The following is a 13755-nucleotide window of genomic DNA, read 5'->3' as shown; positions in this document are numbered from 1 at the left end:
AGGGTCACGATGCCTCCAGTGGTCCGGTTGGCAGTCGGTAACGCTTGTTGAGGTGGTGTTGGCTGGTGGTTGATCAGTTCGGCTTGAGGCGCTTCTTCTCGGTCACGTCGATCTGCACGACGCGACCTTCGTGAATGGTCAGCGAGACATTGCCGTAGCGCAGGCCGGACAGGGCTTCGCGCACGCTGGCGATCGACTCTTCCAGGTGGCGCTCGGCCTCGTTCCGGGGCGCAGCGGGAGGGATGGTCATGGCTGTGCTCCTAGTCTTCAGGCGGGGTTGAACAGGCGGGAACGGCGCGGCGCGATGCGCACCTCGGTCCCGGTGGCGGGAGGCGCCAGGGCGGCGTCCATGTCGAACTCGACCAGCAGGCCAGTCTCGACAAGCGCGCCTTCGACGCGCCAGGCGCCGCCCTTGCGGAAGACATTGTCGACGAGGACGGTCTCGCCGCCCTCCTCGACCACATCGACGTCGTGCGGGCGGAAATGGACCTCTCCGCCCTCGCCCGCGACGCGGTTGGTCTCGCCGACGAAGTGCGAGACGAACGCGGTGCGCGGGTTCATGTAGATTTCCTCGGGAGTGCCGACCTGCTCGATCTTGCCATGGTCCATGACCACCACCCGATCGGCGAGCTCGAGCGCCTCTTCCTGGTCGTGGGTGACGAAGATCGAGGTCAGGCCCATCTGCTTGTGCAGGTCGCGCAACCAGCGGCGCAGGTCCTTGCGCACCTTGGCGTCGAGGGCGCCGAACGGCTCGTCGAGCAGCAGCAGCTTCGGCTCGATCGCGAGCGCCCGGGCGAGCGCGACGCGCTGGCGCTGCCCGCCCGAAAGCTGGCCCGGATAGCGCGCGCCCAGCCCCTCTAGCTGGACGAGCCTCAGGAGTTCGTCGGCGCGGGCGCGGATCTCGGCCTTGGACGGACGGTCGCGGCGCTTCTTGACGGAAAGGCCGAAGGCGACGTTCTCGGCCACAGTCATGTGGCGGAACAGCGCATACTGCTGGAACACGAAGCCGACATGGCGGTCTGCGACCTTGAGCCGGGAGACGTCCTCGCCGCCGAAATAGACCTCGCCGCCGTCCTGGAACTCGAGCCCGGCGATGATCCGCAGCAGCGTGGTCTTGCCCGAGCCCGAAGGCCCCAGCAGCGCAACGAACTCGCCGTCCTCGATCTCCAGGTCGATGCCATGGAGCGCGGCGAAGTCGCCGAACCGCTTGGTGATGTTCTGGACCTTGATCAATGCTTGGCTCCCGAATGGAGGTCGAAGCGCCATTCGAGGACGCTCTTGGCGACGAGGGTCACCAGCGCGAGGCCGGCCAGCAGCGAGGCGACGGCAAAGGCTCCGACAAAGTCGTATTCGTTGTAGAGGATCTCGACGTGCAGCGGCATCGTGTTGGTCTCGCCGCGGATGTGGCCCGAGACGACCGAGACTGCGCCGAATTCGCCCATGGCCCGCGCGTTGCACAGCAGCACGCCGTACAGAAGGCCCCAGCGGATGTTGGGGAGCGTCACGTGCCAGAAGGTCTGCCAGCCGCTGGCGCCCAGCGAGAGCGCGGCTTCCTCGTCGTCCTTGCCCTGCTCCATCATCAGCGGGATCAGCTCGCGCGCGACGAAGGGAAAGGTGATGAACACCGTCGCCAGCACGATGCCCGGCACCGCGAAGATGATCTTGAGGTCGTGCTCGGCGAGCCAGTGCCCGAACAGGCCGTTGGCGCCGAACAGCAGCACGAAGATCAGGCCCGAGACCACCGGCGAGACCGAGAACGGCAGGTCGATCAGCGTTATCAGCAGGCTCTTGCCCGGAAAGCTGAACTTGGTGATCGCCCAGCTCGCGGCAATGCCGAAGACGACGTTGAGCGGCACGCTGATGGCGGCGATGAGCAGGGTCAGCTTGATCGCGGCCCAGGCGTCGGGAGTAGCGATGGCTGCAACGAAGGCGCCAATGCCCGCCTTCAGCGCCTCGCTGAACACCGCGACCAGCGGCAGCAGCAGGAAGAAGGCGAGGAACGCGAGCGCGAGCGCGATCAGCAGCGCCTGGGTCAGGCGGCCCTCGGTGGTGGCGCGAAGCTTCATGCCCCCATCCTCCGCCGACCGGCAGCCTGCAGGGCGTTGATCGCCAGCAGGATGCCGAACGAGACCAGCATCATCACCACGGCGATCGCGGTCGCGCCTTCGTAGGCGTATTGCTCGAGCTGGGTGACGATCAGCAACGGCGCGATCTCGGTCTTGCCGGGCATGTTGCCCGAGATGAAGATCACCGATCCGTATTCCCCCACGCCGCGGGCGAAGGCCATGGCAAAGCCGGTGAGCAGCGCAGGGCCGATCGCCGGGAAGATCACCCGGGCGAACGTCTGCGAGCGGCTTGCGCCCAGCGTCGCGGCGGCTTCCTCGACATCCTTGCCGAGATCGGCAAGCACCGGCTCGACCGAGCGCACGACGAACGGCAGGCCGATGAACACCAGCGCGATGGTGATGCCGAGCGGCGTGAACGCGACCTTGATCCCGAGCGGGTCGAGGAATTGCCCGATCCAGCCGTTGGGGCTGTAGAGCGCGGTCAGCGCGATGCCGGCGACCGCCGTCGGCAACGCGAACGGCAGGTCGACCAGGGCCGATACCACTTTCTTGCCCGGAAAGGCGTAGCGCACCAGCACCCAGGCGACGAGCAGGCCGAACACCGCATTGACGAGTCCTGCGGCAGCAGCGGTGCCGAAGCTCAGGCGGTAGGCCGCAAGCGCGCGATCGCTGAAGCCGACTTCGAGAAAGTGCCGCCAGCCCATGCCGGCGGCCTTGAGGAAGATGGTGGCGATCGGGATCAGCACGATCAGCGAGAGCCACCCGATCGTGGTCCCGAAGGTCAGCGCGAAGCCCGGGAGCACCGACGGCTTGCGCCAGGTACGGGCGCGCGCCGTGGGCGGGGGAAACGTGGTCGACGACATCTGCAGTGGCCTGCTCGATCAGGAAACGGAAGGGTTACTTCTTGGCAGTGTAGATGCGGTCGAACACGCCGCCGTCGTCGAAGAACTGCTTTTGCGCCCGCGCCCAGCCGCCGAAGTCCTTGTCCACGGTGACCATCGGGATCTGCGGGAACTGCGACTTGAACTGCTCGGCGATGCGCGGATCGCGCGGACGATAGAACGCGTGCGCGATCGCCGTCTGCGCCTCGGGGGTGTAGAGATAGCGCAGATAGGCATCGGCGACTTCGGTGGTGCCGTGCTTCTTCGCGTTCTCGGTCACGACCGCGACCGGCGGCTCGGCGAGGATCGACAGCGAAGGCGCAACGATCTCGAACTTGCCCTTGCCCAGCTCCTTCTCGGCAAGGAACGCCTCGTTCTCCCACGAGATCAGCACGTCGCCGATGCCGCGTTCGACGAACGTGGTGGTGGCGCCGCGGGCGCCGCTGTCGAGCACGGGCACGTTGGCGTAGAGCTTCTTGACGAAGGCCTCGGCCGCGGCGTCCGAACCGCCGCCGGCCTTCTTGCCGTAGGCCCAGGCGGCAAGGAAGTTCCAGCGCGCGCCGCCGCTGGTCTTGGGGTTGGGCGTGATCACCTGGACGCCGGGCTTCACGAGATCGCCCCAGTCCTTGATCCCCTTGGGATTGCCCTGGCGGACCAGCAGCACGATCGTCGAGGTGTACGGCGCCGAATTGTCGGGCAGCGCCTTCTGCCAGTCGGCCGGGAGCAGCTTGCCCTTCGCCGCGATGGCGTCGATGTCGTAGGCCAGCGCCAGCGTGGCGACGTCGGCCTCGAGCCCGTCGATGATCGCGCGGCTCTGCTTGCCCGAACCGCCGTGGCTCATGCGGAAGGTGACGTCCTTGCCCGTCTTCTGCTTCCAGTAGGTGGCGAACGCCGGGTTGATCGCCTGGTACAGCTCGCGCGTCGGATCGTACGAGACATTGGTCAGCTCGACCGCATTGGGGTTGGCCGATTTGCCCGAGCACCCTGCGAGCATCGGCCCGATCAGGCCGAGGGCAAGGGTAGCCGAGACGATAGCGCGGCGGTTCATTGGCGTTCACTCCCTGTTGGTGCCGTCGGAATAAACTCAATCAGCTTTGTAGACATAGCAGGAGTTCTATTACGTCTTAAAGTCCGCCTTTCAATCCGTGCGGTCCCAGGGGGATCTGCGCGTGTTCATGCCGGTCCATCGGTCGACCGAATCAGCCCGGCGGGATCCATAAGATACTCAACTCAATTGGTAGAATATCATCCTGCGGCGAAGCGCCCTCCAATCTCGACCGATCGAGTAGAGATTGACCGGAAGCCGCCGGGGAAAGCAATGTCCTGAGGGTTGCAATCGAACCGGCCGCGTGCGCACCTGCCCGGATTGCAACCTGCGTGAAACTCCGCGTAACCATGGGCGTCGCACCGAAACGTCAAAAGCAAGGACAAGATCGATGACATCGCCTGGTGGCACGGGGGCCGAAACCGCCGCCGACGGCTACTTGCCCCACGGCAGGTACTTCAATCGTGAGCTGAGCTGGCTGCAATTCAACCGGCGGGTTCTCGCCGAAGCGCGCAATCCGAGCTATCCGCTGCTCGAACGCCTGCGCTTCCTGTCGATCTCGGGCAGCAACCTCGACGAATTCATGATGGTCCGCGTGGCGGGGCTCGCCGGCCAGGTGCGCCAGCAGATCGACGAGATCTCGATCGATGGCCTTACGCCCGGCCAGCAGCTGCAGGCGATCAACCGGGCGGTTTCGGCGCTGGTCCACGAACAGCACGCGATCCTCGACGACCTGTCGAAGCAGCTCGAGAAGGCCGGCGTGCGGATCATCTCTGACCGCAAGCTCGAAAAGCACGAAGCCGAATGGCTAGCCGGCTATTTCGAGCAGCACATGCTTCCCGCGCTCACCCCGCAGGCGATCGACCCGGCGCACCCCTTCCCCTTCATCGCGAACCAGGGCACGGGCATCCTGTTCTCGCTGACCCGCGTCGCCGATGGCGCGCAGGTGCGCGAGATGATCCTCATCCCGCCCGCCTTCCCCCGCTTCGTGCGCCTGCCCGGCGAGGATGCGGCGTGGATCTCGATCGAGGACATGATCCGGCGCAAGGCCGCGCGCCTGTTCCCCGGCTTCAAGATCAACGGCAGCGGCGTGTTCCGCGTGCTGCGCGACAGCGACATGGAGATCGAGGAGGACGCCGAGGACCTCGTGCGGCACTTCCGCACCGCGATCCAGCGGCGCCGGCGCGGCAAGGTGATCCTGCTCCAGCTCCAGGCGGACTTCGATCCGGCAGCGGAGGAGCTGCTGCGCGAGAAGCTGCGGCTCGACCACGCGCTGGTGCTCAAGTCGCCGGGGCTGCTGTCGATGACCGGCCTTGCCGCGATCCTCGAGGAGGAACGCCCCGAGCTCAAGTTCGAGCCCTATTCCCCGCGCTACCCCGAACGCATCCTTGAGCACGACGGCGACTGCTTCGCCGCGATCCGCGAGAAGGACATCGTGATCCACCACCCGTTCGAGAGCTTCGACGTGGTGATCGACTTCCTGCGCCAGGCCGCGTCGGACCCCGATGTCGTCGCGATCAAGCAGACGCTCTATCGCGCGGGCAAGCAGTCGGCGGTGATCGCGGCGCTGATCGCGGCGGCGGAAGCCGGCAAGTCGGTGACCGCGGTGGTCGAGCTCAAGGCCCGGTTCGACGAAGAGCAGAACCTGATGTGGGCGAGCCAGCTCGAACGCGCCGGGGTCCAGGTCATCTACGGGTTCGTCGACTGGAAGACCCACGCCAAGGTGTCGATGGTCGTGCGCCGCGAAGGCGACGGCTATCGCACCTACTGCCATTTCGGCACCGGCAACTATCACCCGGTGACCGCGCGCATCTACACCGACCTGTCGTTCTTCACCGCCGATCCGCGCTTCGGCCGCGACGCCGGGCAACTGTTCAACTTCATCACCGGCTACATCGAGCCGCGCGGCACCGAGATGCTGGCGATCTCGCCGGTGGGGCTGCGGCGCAAGCTCTACGAGTGCATCGACCGCGAGATCGCCTTTGCCAGGGCAGGCAAGCCGGCCACGATCTGGGCCAAGCTCAATTCGCTGACCGACAGCCAGCTGATCAACCGGCTCTACGAAGCGAGCGCCGCGGGCGTGGAGATTTCGCTGGTGGTGCGCGGCATCTGCTGCCTGCGTCCGGGCGTGCCCGGGCTGTCCGAACGCATCAGCGTGAAGTCGATCATCGGCCGGTTCCTCGAGCACAGCCGCATCTGGGCGTTCGGCAACGGCGCCGCCATGCCCAACCGCCGGGCGCGGCTGTTCATCACCTCGGCCGACGGCATGATGCGCAACCTCGACCGCCGGGTCGAAGTGATGGTCCCGATCCGGAACCGGACGGTCCACGACCAGGTTCTCGACCAGGTGATGCTGGCCAACCTGATCGATACCGAGCAGAGCTGGAAGCTCGACGGCGACGGCAGCTACCATCGGATCGAAGGGGGCAGCAAGCCCTTCAACGTCCACCGCTATTTCATGACCAACCCCTCGCTTTCCGGGCGGGGCGCAGCCCTTACCAAGGGCCGCAAGGTCCCCAAGCTTGCGCTGCGCCGTGGTGGCGCAACGGCAAAACCCGAATAGGCGTCCGTACCCGAGGTCATGGTCAGAAACCGCAAGAAACCCACCGTCGTCCCGCCGCGCGCCATCATCGACATCGGCTCGAACACCGTCCGGCTGGTCATCTACGGCGGCCCCTTGCGGGCCCCGGCGGTGCTGCACAACGAAAAGGTCACCGCCCGCCTCGGCAAGGCGGTGGCCGAGACCGGCATGCTGTCGGAAAAGGCGCGCGGCGCCGCGCTCGCCTCGCTGCGGCGCTACCGGGCGCTGCTGCAGCTCAAGGGGGTCGAGCATGTCGAGGTGGTCGCCACCGCCGCCACGCGCGATGCCGCCAACGGCAGGGAATTCCTCGAATCGGTCAGGGCGCTCGGCTTCGAGCCGCGTCTGCTGACCGGCGAGCAGGAGGCCGTGACCAGCGCGCATGGCGTGATCGGCGCCTTCCCCGCGGCAAGGGGCGTGGTCGGCGACCTCGGCGGCGGCAGCCTCGAACTCGTCGACATCGAACAGGGCCAGTGCCGCCACGGGATCTCGATGCCGCTCGGCACCTTGCGCCTGCCGGCATTGCGAGCGGAGGGCGAGACCGCGTTCGCGCGCAAGGTCGGCAAGGCGCTGGCCAAGGCCGAGTGGCAGGTGGAGCCCGGCACCACGCTCTACCTCGTCGGCGGGTCGCTGCGGGCATTTGCGCGCTATGCGATGGTCAAGCTTCGCTGGCCGATCGACGATCCGCACGGCTTTGCGATCGATGCCGGCGAAGCGCTGAAGCTTGCGCGCAGTCTGGCGCGCATGCGCGTGGACGCGCTCGTGCCGATCCCGAACATCTCCTCCTCGCGCCTTGCCGGACTGCCCGATGCCGCCGCGCTCATCGCGGTCCTCGTCCAGACCTTGCAGCCCGCCCGCCTGGTGTTCTCGGCCTGGGGGCTGCGCGAAGGCCTGATGTGGGAAGCGATGGCCGAGCACGTCCGCCAGCAGGACCCGCTGGTCGCCGGGGTTGCCGACTTCGTGCGCGACGAAGGCGTCTCGCCGGGCACGGCGACGATGATCGCCGGCTGGACCGCAAGCGCATCGCTGGCGCAAGGCGCGGAGCGGCGCGAACGCCTGCGGCTGTCCGCCACGATGCTGTGCCTCGCCTCGGCGCTCGTCGAGCCGAACCTGCGGCAGGACCTCGCGCGCGACTGGGCCTTGCGCAAGCGGTGGATCGGCGCCTCGGCCAGCGACCGGGCGATGCTTGCCGCCGCGATCATCGCCAACACCGGCAAGAGCGAGCTGTCGCCCGATCTGCTGCGGATCGCCGACGAGCAGCAGCTTCGCGAGGCGGTGACCTGGGGCCTCGCCGCGCGGCTCTGCCGGCGTTTCAGCGGCTGCACCGCGCCCGGCCTTTCGGGCAGCGCGCTCCGGGTGGAAGGCGAAGGGCTGGTGCTCGAGGTGGCGCACGACCTCCAGGTGCTGGTCAACGAGGGAACCGAGCGCGACCTCAAGGCGCTCGCCACGCACATGGGCCTGCGCCCCGAGATCCGCACGACCCCGCCGGGAAGCGTCGCCAGCGCGGTTTGACGTATTGGCGGCGGCGCCGGCAACACCCAGGCTGCAAGCGGTTCGCTGGGTGAAAGGCAAGGGTGATGAGACCGCATTGGGCTGCCTTGGGGATGCTGCTGGTTCTCGCAACTGCAAGCGCCGCGCCGGCGCAGGAGGGCGCCCCGGTCGAACGACCGGCGCCCGGGTTCCTGCCGCCGGGCTTCGAACCCCCGGTGCTGGTCGAAGGGGACGGGTTCCGGATCGTGCCGCTCGGGCCTGCGCTGACGCAGATCGACTACGCCGCCTACATGTCGTCGATCAGGCACCTCAACGAGACGTTCACGCGCAGCACCGACTGGCCCACGCCCGGGATCACCGCAGCCGATGCGGTCAAGGACATGGAAACGGAGCAGGCCCGCTTCCGCAACCGCCAATCCTTCGCCTATGCGATCCTCACGCCCGACGGGAAGCGCGAGCGCGGCTGCATCTACGTCTACCCGAGCCCGGTTGCCCCCTACGACGCGATGGTGCGGATCTGGGTGACCAAGGCCGAGTACGACGCAGGGTTCGATGCCGAAATCTATCGCTGGACGCGCGGGTGGATCGCCAGGGCCTGGCCCTTCCGCAACGTCGCCTATCCCGGGCGCGCGATTGCGTGGGAGGAATGGGACGCGCTGACCGCGCGAGCGAAGAAGGGCGGCGCCGGCTGAGCAGGCCTTGCGATACCGCGCCTATGCCGCGGGCTTGCCCTCGCGCGCAGCCTCGGCTTCGGCTTCGGCAAGCACGCGCAGGATATTGCCCGACCACACCTTCGCGATATCGGTCTCGCTGAAGCCTTCGGCCTGGAGCGCGGCGGTGATCTTCGGCAAGGAGGCGACGTCCTCCATGCCCACCACCCCGCCGCCGCCGTCCCAGTCGGCGCCGATGCCGACATGGTCGATGCCGGCGATGCGGATCGCGTGCAGCAGGTTGGCCATGAACATGTCGAAGGTCGCGCGGCCCTGCTCGGGGTAGCGCCGGTCGATCTCGTGGCGAGCCGAAAGGTAGGCCGCGCGCTGTTCGCGGGACAGCGTCGCGCCTTCGGGATACTGCTTTTCGAGCGCCTCCATCGCGGCGGTGCGCGCCGGATTCGGCTCGGCCTTGTGCAGGTAGACCGAATTGATCTGGATGACCCCGCCCTTGGCCGCCAGGGCGCGCAGCTGGTCGTCGCTGACGTTGCGCGGATGGTCGTAGACGGCGCGGCAGCCCGAGTGCGAGAGCACGATCGGGGTCCGCGACAGGCGCAGCGCATCGGCAAGCGCGGCATCGGAACTGTGCGAGAGATCGGGAACCACCCCGACCCGGTTCATCTGCGCGAGCAACTGGACGCCGAGCGGGCTGAGACCGTCCCACCGCGCCGCATCGGTGGCGCTGTCCGCGAACTGGTTGGTCTTGAAATGGGCAAAGCCCGCGATCCGCACGCCGAGCGCGTGGAAGGCGTCGATCAGCCCCGGATCGTCGCCCAGCGGCCAGGCATTCTCGATCGAAAGGAACACCACCCGGCGGCCCGAACCGGCGATCCGCGCAGCATCGGCAGCCTTGTCCGCCAGCGCGAAGTCGCGCGGGTTGGCCGCGACCATCTCGAGGATCCGCGCCGCGCGGCGAAAGGCGAAGTTCCTCGCCGCGCCGGTCGAGGCGGCATCGAGCGGCCCTTGCGGCGTGTAGATCGCCCAGAACCCGCCATCGAGCCCACCCTGGCGCATGCGGGGAACGTCGACCTGGGTATAATCGCCCTCGTGCAGGTCGGCGATCGACCAGTCGGGCAGGTCGAGCGAGGCCGGCGTATCGAGATGCGTATCGAGCGTCAGCAGCCGCTCGTGCAGGCTCGGGGTCGGCTTCGCCCCGGCAGCGGGGCCAACGGCGGCGATGGCAAGCAGGCTTGCGGCGATCAGGGTCGTCTTTTTCACGCGTTCCAGTCAAACCCATGGAAGGGCCGCTGTCAAACTCCCTTCCCTGGCCGAACCGGCCCGCCAGATCCGCGCTACATTGCGAAGAATTGTGAAAGACGCATTTAACTGCTGTTCATACTGCAGTACGCTATTGTCGCCGGTCTGCGGCAAAAGCTGCAGGAAAGGCAAGGCGGAGGGTGTCTTATGGATTCGCCCGAACGTGTACCCGCTCGGATCGACCGACGCTCGCCGCGACGCGTCGTCAACGTCCATGCCCAGTATCGCCGCAGGATCGCCCGGCTCGGCGCCGAAGTGCTCGACCTGTCGATGCACGGGCTGCGCCTGTCCTGCGCCGACCGGCTTTCTCCCGGCGAGATCGTCTGGGTGACGCTTCCGGGGCTCGAACCCAGGCGTGCGATCGTCATGTGGTCGGACGGCTTCACCGCCGGCTGCGCCTTCCCCGAGCCGCTCCATCCCGCCGTGTTCGACGCCATCATCGAGCGCTGCGGGGCCTGACGATCTTTTCATGACGGCGCACAGCGACTAGGGCCCTGCCCATGCTCCGCCTCTCCGAACTCAAGCTGCCACTCGACCACTCGGGCGAGGATCTCGACCGCGCCGTCTGCGAACGGCTGCAGATCGAACCGTCCGAGCTGGTCCGGTATGCAGTGGTGCGCCGCGGCAACGACGCGCGGCGCAAGTCGGCGATCAAGCTGGTCTATGCGATCGACGCGACCGTCAGCGACGAGCCATCGGTGCTGGCGCGCAACGCCGGCGATCCGCACGTCCGTCCCTCGCCCGACACCAGCTACCGCTTTCCGGTAATGGCGCCGGCCGACTGGAACGGGCCGCGTCCGGTGGTGATCGGCGCCGGTCCCTGCGGCCTGCTGGCGGCGCTGATCCTGGCGCAGATGGGACTGAAGCCGATCATCATCGAGCGCGGCAAGGCCGTGCGCGAGCGGACCAAGGACACCTGGGCGTTGTGGCGCCGGTCGGTCCTGACGCCCGAATCCAACGTCCAGTTCGGCGAAGGCGGCGCAGGCACCTTCTCGGACGGCAAGCTCTACAGCCGGATCAAGGACCCGCGCCATCTCGGGCGCAAGGTTCTCGTCGAATTCGTCAAGGCCGGCGCGCCCGACGACATCCTGACCGAGGCGCACCCGCATATCGGCACTTTCCGCCTCGTCACCATGGTCATGTCCATCCGCGAGACGATCGAGCGTCTCGGCGGCGAATACCGCTTCCAGACCCGGGTCGAGGACTTCGAAGTCGAAGAGCGCGACGGCGAGCGGCGCATCACCGGGTTGCACCTCTCGGGCGGGGCGTTCCTTCCGGCGCGCCACGTCGTCGTGGCGGTCGGTCATTCGGCGCGCGACACCTTCCACGTCCTCCACGACCGCGGGGTCCACATCGAGGCCAAGCCCTTCGCGATCGGCGTGCGCATCGAGCACCCGCAGAGCTGGATCGACAAGGCGCGCTACGGCGCCTTTGCCGGCAACGACATCCTCGGCGCCGCGGCCTACGCGCTTTCGCACCAGGCGAAGTCGACCGGACGGACCGTCTACAGCTTCTGCATGTGTCCGGGCGGCCGCGTCGTGGCCGCGACCAGCGAAGAAGGGCGCGTCGTCACCAACGGCATGAGCCAGTATTCGCGCGCGGAGTTCAATGCCAATTCGGGGCTGGTCGTCGATATCGACCCGTCGCGCGACTATCCCGGCGGGCCGCTCGCGGGGATCGCATTTCAGCGCAAATGGGAAAGCCTCGCCTTCACCGCAGGCGGCGCGGACTACAAGGCGCCGGGCCAGAAGCTGTCCGACGTGCTCGCCGGCCGACCGTCGAGCGGCGACTTCGGCGCGGTCGTGCCGAGCTATCAGCCCGGCGTGAAGCTGACCGATCTTGCGCAGTGCCTGCCCGACTATGTCCTGCAATCGTTCCGCGAGGCGCTGCCGGTGTTCGGTCGCCAGGTCCCGGGCTACGACCATCCCGACGTGATCCTGACCGGTGTGGAGACCCGCACCTCGTCGCCGATCCGCATGCGCCGCGGCGCCGATTTCCAGAGCATCAACACCCGCGGGCTCTACCCTGCCGGTGAAGGGGCGGGCTATGCCGGCGGCATCCTCTCCGCCGCGGTCGACGGGATCAAGGTCGCCGAAGCGCTGGCGATGGACCTCCTGCGCGGCGGCGACGCCGCAACGCCCGGTGCGGTCGGCCCCAGTACGGTCGGCCCCAGTGCGGTCGGCGAGGCTTGACCGCGCAGCCGCGCGCCGAATTCGTATGAGTGCGAAAACTGCAACCCCGATTGCTCCGTTCGCACTTGCACCATGACCGCCGGCAGCCCATTTGCGGGGGGCCTTTCAGGCATCCTCTCCCAAACTTCCAAGGCCGCCGGGGCAACCTGGCGGCCTTTTTTTGTCTTGGCGAAGTGATCAGGACGCCTCGCGCTCCGCTGCAACCAGCAGCTTTTCGCGCAAGGCCCCGGCGTCCCCCAGGCCGAGCGCTTCGGGATCGGCGGTGCCGGCAATGTCGTCCTCTCCGTAGCACTGCGACAGGACGAGCGTCGCCTGGCGAACCGCTCCCCCCTGCCGCAGCGAATGGAAGATGCGCACGGTTGGCTTGGCGTTGTCGGCGGCCGCTTCGTCGACGACCATCGCGATCCGGTCGGAGCGCAGGCGAACGAACGAGCCGATCGGATAGACCCCGACGGTGTCGATGAAGTGTCGCAGGACCTGCTGGTCGAGCGCGGGTCCCATCGCCTGCAGCGCGTTGATCGCATCGGCCGGGTCGATCCCGTTGGCGCTGCCATGCCCGGTGACGAGATTGTCGTAGCAGTCGCAGACGGCCGCCATGCGCGACAGGACGTCGAGATCGTGCCCGGCAAGGCCATAGGGATAGCCGCTGCCATCGAGCCGTTCGTGGTGGCGCAGGCATACCCGCAGCACTTGTTCGGGGATGTCCCCCGCCGCCTTGAGCAGCGCGTGCCCGGTGATCACGTGCGCCTCCTGCAGCTCCACCGGGAGCCGGCGATAGTCGCCGTCGTCCGGCGCCGCCTCGGGCGGCAGCTGCCCGACGCCGATATCCATCAGCAGGCCCGCCATCCCCGCCTCGCGCGTGTCGTGCGGGGTCAGCCGCATCGTGCGGGCCAGCGCGATCATCAGCGCGCTGACCGCCAGCGAGTGGCCGTAGACGTAGTTGCGCTCCTGCTGGCAGCGCAGCAGCCCGTTGAACGCGTAGAGATTGCGCTGGATCGAGGCATAGATGTCCTCGATCACCGGCTCGACGTCGCTTGCCGCCACGGCCTTGCCGAGCCGCGATTCGAGGAAGATCCGGTTCACGATGTGCCCCGCGCGGCCGGCCGCCCGCCGTGCCGCGCCGAACTCGGCCGCCGCACTCACCCCCCCCGCCTTCAGCGACGAGGCGGGAGGCAGGCGGTCGCCGCTCACCGGAGAGCGCCGCGCACGGCCGAACGACGCGCGCCGGGCGCTCGTGCGGATCGGCTCGTCGACGGACGCAGTCACGGTCTCGAGCACGCGGACGTGCTGCACGTCGTCGCCGCGGGCGGTGTCGATGATGACCGAGGGAACCGCGCTGTCGCGCAGCAGGTCGAGCATGTCCTCGTCCTCGAGCAGGAACCGGGCCTTCCAGAAGGGATGCTTGAACCAGCTGCCTTCGAGCTTGTGGATGAACATCCCGAGCCGGACTTCGTTCGTATTGACGCGTTTGAGCATGGGCGTACCGCAACAGGAGTTATCCAAGGATAGCTCGCGCATGCTTGGCGACGACTTGT

12 protein-coding genes are annotated in these 13755 nt (G+C 67.7%); 5 read left to right on the top strand and 7 right to left on the bottom strand.

Annotated elements, in window-relative coordinates:
- Positions 1-73: 73 nt before the first annotated feature.
- The 5 genes from K3A85_RS08880 to K3A85_RS08860 are packed head-to-tail and all read right to left on the bottom strand — an operon-like array spanning position 74 to position 3995.
- Positions 74-250 carry a YezD family protein gene (locus tag K3A85_RS08880; RefSeq protein WP_225206157.1) on the bottom strand — a complete coding sequence of 59 codons (177 nt, stop codon included), beginning with the start codon at positions 248-250 and terminating at the stop codon, positions 74-76.
- 17 nt (positions 251-267) lie between these two features.
- The gene (locus K3A85_RS08875; protein WP_225206156.1) at positions 268-1233 is read right to left on the bottom strand and encodes a sulfate/molybdate ABC transporter ATP-binding protein; all 966 of its coding nucleotides are present in this window, start codon (positions 1231-1233) and stop codon (positions 268-270) included.
- On the bottom strand, positions 1230-2066 hold the full coding sequence (gene cysW, locus K3A85_RS08870; protein WP_225206155.1) for a sulfate ABC transporter permease subunit CysW: 837 nt from the start codon (positions 2064-2066) through the stop codon (positions 1230-1232). Before cysW ends, K3A85_RS08875 begins: the two co-directional genes overlap by 4 nt.
- Positions 2063-2929: a sulfate ABC transporter permease subunit CysT gene (gene cysT, locus K3A85_RS08865; protein WP_225206154.1), complete on the bottom strand. Its 867-nt coding sequence runs from the start codon at positions 2927-2929 to the stop codon at positions 2063-2065. The genes cysW and cysT overlap by 4 nt, the downstream gene beginning before the upstream one ends.
- Before the next feature lie 34 nt (positions 2930-2963).
- Entirely contained in the window at positions 2964-3995 is a 1032-nt protein-coding gene (locus tag K3A85_RS08860) for a sulfate ABC transporter substrate-binding protein (RefSeq protein ID WP_318248077.1), read from the bottom strand.
- Between the two features lie 388 nt (positions 3996-4383).
- Here K3A85_RS08860 and K3A85_RS08855 point away from each other — a divergent pair, with 388 nt between their 5' ends.
- From K3A85_RS08855 to K3A85_RS08845, 3 genes are all read left to right on the top strand, one after another.
- Positions 4384-6555, top strand: coding sequence for an RNA degradosome polyphosphate kinase (locus tag K3A85_RS08855; protein WP_225206153.1), 2172 nt, complete (start codon positions 4384-4386; stop codon positions 6553-6555).
- Between the two features lie 18 nt (positions 6556-6573).
- A complete protein-coding gene (locus K3A85_RS08850; RefSeq protein WP_225206152.1) occupies positions 6574-8082 on the top strand; it encodes a Ppx/GppA family phosphatase in 1509 nt (502 codons plus the stop codon).
- A 92-nt stretch (positions 8083-8174) separates the two neighbouring features.
- Positions 8175-8753, top strand: a complete 579-nt coding sequence (locus K3A85_RS08845; RefSeq protein WP_225206151.1) for a twin-arginine translocation pathway signal protein — start codon at positions 8175-8177, stop codon at positions 8751-8753.
- A gap of 21 nt (positions 8754-8774) precedes the next feature.
- Here K3A85_RS08845 and K3A85_RS08840 read toward each other — a convergent pair whose 3' ends face one another.
- Positions 8775-9989: a dipeptidase gene (locus K3A85_RS08840; RefSeq protein ID WP_404822917.1), complete on the bottom strand. Its 1215-nt coding sequence runs from the start codon at positions 9987-9989 to the stop codon at positions 8775-8777.
- Between the two features lie 186 nt (positions 9990-10175).
- On the opposite strand from K3A85_RS08840, the gene K3A85_RS08835 reads away from it, so the two are divergent.
- Both K3A85_RS08835 and K3A85_RS08830 read left to right on the top strand, forming a co-directional pair.
- Complete coding sequence (locus K3A85_RS08835) at positions 10176-10487, top strand: PilZ domain-containing protein (protein WP_225206150.1); 312 nt, start codon at positions 10176-10178, stop codon at positions 10485-10487.
- A gap of 41 nt (positions 10488-10528) precedes the next feature.
- Positions 10529-12220, top strand: a complete 1692-nt coding sequence (locus K3A85_RS08830; RefSeq protein ID WP_225206149.1) for an NAD(P)/FAD-dependent oxidoreductase — start codon at positions 10529-10531, stop codon at positions 12218-12220.
- Between the two features lie 177 nt (positions 12221-12397).
- On the opposite strand, the gene K3A85_RS08825 is transcribed toward K3A85_RS08830, so the two are convergent.
- On the bottom strand, positions 12398-13696 hold the full coding sequence (locus K3A85_RS08825) for an HD-GYP domain-containing protein (RefSeq protein WP_225206148.1): 1299 nt from the start codon (positions 13694-13696) through the stop codon (positions 12398-12400).
- Positions 13697-13755 lie beyond the last annotated feature (59 nt).

It is taken from the genome of Novosphingobium huizhouense, from assembly GCF_020179475.1.
GTDB classification, from domain to species: domain Bacteria; phylum Pseudomonadota; class Alphaproteobacteria; order Sphingomonadales; family Sphingomonadaceae; genus Novosphingobium; species Novosphingobium huizhouense.
Note: the sequence above shows the minus strand (reverse complement) of the source record. Positions and strands in the feature narration are given on the sequence as shown.